This window comes from Marinobacter sp., assembly GCF_041686475.1.
Taxonomy (GTDB): Bacteria; Pseudomonadota; Gammaproteobacteria; order Pseudomonadales; family Oleiphilaceae; genus Marinobacter.
In genome coordinates this window covers 9,721-13,952 of sequence record NZ_JAWLDU010000064.1, presented here as the reverse complement: position 1 = coordinate 13,952, position 4,232 = coordinate 9,721, and the positions used below count along the sequence as shown (strand labels likewise).

Annotated in this window: 3 protein-coding genes and 1 pseudogene; all 4 read left to right on the top strand. The window is 59.5% G+C overall.

Going from position 1 to position 4,232, the window contains the following annotated elements; genetic code table 11:
- Nucleotides 1-539, top strand: a pseudogene (locus ACESMB_RS12815) (acetyl-CoA C-acyltransferase); the annotation flags it as partial.
- Nucleotides 540-978: 439 nt separating this feature from the next.
- Nucleotides 979-2,166, top strand: coding sequence for an acyl-CoA dehydrogenase family protein (locus tag ACESMB_RS12810; protein WP_372971734.1), 1,188 nt, complete (start codon nt 979-981; stop codon nt 2,164-2,166).
- Nucleotides 2,167-2,201: 35 nt separating this feature from the next.
- Nucleotides 2,202-3,350 (top strand): acyl-CoA dehydrogenase family protein, encoded by a 1,149-nt coding sequence (locus ACESMB_RS12805; RefSeq protein ID WP_372927728.1) that lies wholly within the window; start codon nt 2,202-2,204, stop codon nt 3,348-3,350.
- An 18-nt stretch (nt 3,351-3,368) separates the two neighbouring features.
- Nucleotides 3,369-4,142, top strand: coding sequence for an SDR family oxidoreductase (locus ACESMB_RS12800; protein ID WP_372971733.1), 774 nt, complete (start codon nt 3,369-3,371; stop codon nt 4,140-4,142).
- Nucleotides 4,143-4,232 lie beyond the last annotated feature (90 nt).

Sequence of the window (4,232 nt, the reverse complement as noted above, 5' to 3'; positions counted from 1 at the left end):
TCAGCCAGGACGAGGGCATCCGCCCCGGCACCAACCTGGAAGGCGTCAGCAAGATCCGCTCGGCAATGGAAGGCGGCGTGGTCACCGCCGGCAACGCCAGCCAGTTCTCCGACGGTGCTTCTGCGTGCGTCCTGATGGACAGCAAAATCGCCGAACAGCGCGGTGCCACACCACTAGGTATCTTCCGTGGTTTCGCCGTTGCCGGTTGCGAGCCCGACGAAATGGGCATCGGCCCGGTCTTCGCCGTTCCAAAGCTGCTCAAGCGCGCCGGCCTGACCGTCGACGACATCGGCCTGTGGGAACTCAACGAAGCCTTCGCCGTTCAGGTCCTCTACTGCCAGCGCAAACTCGGCATCCCCATGGACCGCCTGAACGTCAACGGCGGCGCCATAGCAGTCGGCCACCCCTACGGAACCACCGGTTCCCGTTTGGTCGGCCACGCCCTGATCGAAGGCAAGCGCCGTGGTGTTAAATACGTCGTCGTTACTATGTGCGTGGGCACTGGCATGGGTGCTGCCGGGTTGTTTGAGGTTGCCTAAGGCCTTTTTTGCCTGAAGCTTTGGGGGGAGCGCCTGTTGGGTAGGGTGTTCCGAAACACGCTGTGAACACGTCCGTGTGCGCTTGGGCTCCGCCATCCCTGGCTCCGCACAGTTTCGGAACACCCTACCCAACAGGCGCCCATAGCTTATTGCAATGGCCAACGGTGAAGCCATCCAAGGCAGGAGAATGTTCGGCCAAAGCGATTTAAAAAAGCAGGCACACACAAACTCGAAGCGTCGGATGGGTATCCCCTTTCAAAACTGTACGGAGCCATGGATGGCGGAGTCCAAGCGTCACATGGATGTGCCGAAGGAGCGTGTTTTGAAAGGGGATACCCATTCGACGCCGCCCCAGAGCTGATAGGCCCGGCAGTAAAAACCAGCAGGCCACGAACAAGCTAAAACCATCAACCTCAGCCAACAGACAAAGAGGTAAAACATGGACCTGAATTACACCCCCGAACAAGAGGCCTTCCGCGCTGAAGTTCGCCAGTTTCTTGAAGACAACCTGCCGGATGACATTCGCGAACGAGTGCAGAAACGCCTGCGCCCGGACAAGGCGATGACTGAACGCTGGCAGAAGATTCTGTTTGATAAGGGCTGGGGTGCGTCCACCTGGCCGGAAGAATTTGGTGGGACCGGATGGGATCCGATTCAGCAGATTATCTTTGAAGAAGAATGTGCCCTCGCCGGTGCGCCCCGTCAGCTGGATTTCGGGCTGCGTATGGTCGCCCCTGTGATCATGACGTTTGGCAGCGATGAACAGAAACAACGCTTCCTGCCAGGCATTCTCAGTGGTGAAGACTGGTGGTGCCAGGGTTACTCGGAGCCGGGCGCCGGTTCTGACCTGGCATCGCTGCGCACTTCGGCCAAGCTTGAAGGCGACCACTACGTCGTCAACGGCCAGAAAACCTGGACCACCCTGGGCCAGCACGCAGACTGGATCTTCTGTCTGGTACGGACCAGCAATGAGGGCAAGCCCCAGCAGGGTATTTCCTTCCTGTTGATCGATATGAACACCCCGGGCATCGAAGTGAAGCCCATCATCATGCTGGACGGGGAGCATGAGATAAACGAGGTCTACTTCGACAACGTGAAGGTGCCTGCCGAGAACCTCGTCGGCGAGGAGAACAAGGGCTGGACCTACGCCAAGTTCCTGCTGGGCCATGAGCGTACTGGCCTGGCCAACGTGGGGCAGTGGAAGGCGTTGATGAAGCGGCTCAAGGAAGTGGCTCGCCAGGAACAGGACGGCCAGCGGCCGCTGATCGAGAACACCCGTTTCCGCGACCGCCTGGCTCAGCTGGATGCCGAGTTGCGTGCGCTGGAGCTGACGGTTCTGCGGGTGCTGACCGACAAGCGCGGCCCCGGGCCCCAGGCGTCGATTCTGAAAATCCGTGGCACCGAAATCGGACAGCAGCTGTTTGAAATGCTGATGGAAGCGGGCGGCCAGGATTCCATTGCCCATATTCCAGAGGCGCTGGAACTGGATTACAACGGCCCACGCACAGGCTCGATAGATGCAACCCCCTCTGCCGGCGATTACTTCAATATGCGCAAGCTGTCGATCTTTGGCGGATCCAACGAGATCCAGCGCAATATCATTGCCCAACTCGTGCTTGGTCTGTAAAGAGCCATCAGCTTTGGAAGCTTGGAGAGACGTTTATGAATTTTGATCTGACCGAAGAACAGCAAATGCTCAACGATTCCCTGCGCCGCTTCGTGACCAACGAGTACGGCTTTGAAAAGCGCGGGGAGATTATCAGCTCCGGGGCCGGCATCGACCGGGCCACCTGGGCGAACTTTGCGGAGATGGGCCTGCTCGGCTTTACCTTCCCGGAAGATTACGACGGGCTGGGTGGCAACGCCATCGACACCATGGTGGTAATGGAGAACTTTGGCCGAGGTCTGGTGGTGGAACCCTATCTGGCAACGGTGGTACTGGCCGGGGGGCTGATCCGGGACACCGGTAGCGATGCCCAGAAAGCCGACATCCTGCCGGGCATCGCCAGTGGCGAAAGGCTGCTGGCTCTGGCTCACAACGAACCGGGAGCACGCTACAACCTCAGCCATGTGCAGACTACCGCTCGCAAGGATGGCGACCATTTCCTGATCAGCGGTCAGAAAACTGCCGTGATGCATGGGGGCCAGGCGAGTCAATTGATCATATCCGCGCGCACCAGTGGCAGTGTGAATGACGAATCCGGTTTATCCCTGTTCCTGGTGGATGCCAGTGCCAAAGGCGTCAAAGTGGACGACTTTGCCACCCACGATGGCCACCGTACCGCCGAGATCAGTTTCAGCAATGTCACCGTCAGCGCCGACAATCTGGTCGGCACCATTGATAACGCGTTCCCGGCCATCGAAAAAGCGGTGGATCTGGGCATCGCAGCCCTGTGCGCGGAAGCGGTTGGGGCCATGGAGGCCATGAATACGGCCACGCTGGACTATATCAAGACCCGGAAGCAGTTCGGGGTACCCATCGGCAAATTCCAGGTACTGCAGCATCGCATGGCAGACATGTTCATCCACACCGAACAGGCCAAGACCATGGCGATTCTTGCGGCCAGCGAAGCGGACTCCGATGACCGCGCCAGCCGCCGGGAAGCCATCTCCATGGCCAAAACCCTGGTCGGCCAGGCCGCGCGTTATGTGGGCCAGGAAGGGGTGCAACTGCATGGCGGTATGGGCGTGACCGACGAGATGTTCGCCGCCCACCTTTTCAAGCGCCTGACCCTGATCAACCTGCTGTTCGGTGATGCCGATCACCACCTGGCACAGGTCAGCGACGCCCTGTTGGCGAAGACTGCCTGAACTCTCAAGGAGAGCACCATGAGCGTAAAACAACTACTGGATCTGACCGGCAAGGTCGCTTTCATCACCGGCGGTTCACGCGGCCTGGGCCTGCAGATGGCCGAAGCCTTGGGTGAGCTGGGCGCCAGAATTGCCATCAGCGCCCGCAAGCAGCATGAGCTGGATGACGCCAAGGCGCATCTGCAGGCCCAGAGCGTTGAAGTGGTGACCATTGCTGCTGACCTGTCCGAGCTGGAAGGCATTCCTGCCGTGGTGGACCAGGTGGTCAGCCAGCTTGGCGATATCGATATCCTGGTCAATAACGCCGGTGCCACCTGGGGTGCGCCAGCGGAAGACTACCCGGCGGAAGGCTGGATGAAGGTAATGAACCTGAACGTGAATGCCGCGTTTTTCCTCACCCAGACCGTGGGCAAGCGCTGCATGATTCCCCGCAACACCGGCAAGGTGATCAACATCGCCTCCATCGCGGGCCTGTCCGGCAACCCGGAAGGCATGAAAACCATTGCCTACAACACCAGCAAGGGTGCCATGGTGAATTTCACCCGCGCACTGGCATCCGAATGGGGTCATCACAACATCAACGTGAATGCCCTCTGCCCGGGTTTCTTCCCTTCGAAGATGTCCCAGGGCCTGCTGGATGCCCAGGGTGACAAAATGCTGGAGCGAATTCCGCTGAATCGCTTTGGTGGCGAGGAAGATCTCAAGGGCGCCGCTGTGCTGCTGGCCTCCGAAGCCGGGCGGCATATTACCGGGCAGTGCCTGGCCGTGGATGGCGGCACGCTGGTCAGTTAAGCGTGCTCGTTTAGCCTGCTAGAAGCACTGACTCAGCTGTTCCGGGTCCAGGTTGCCGCCGGTAATGATCAATACTGTGACGCTGTCCGG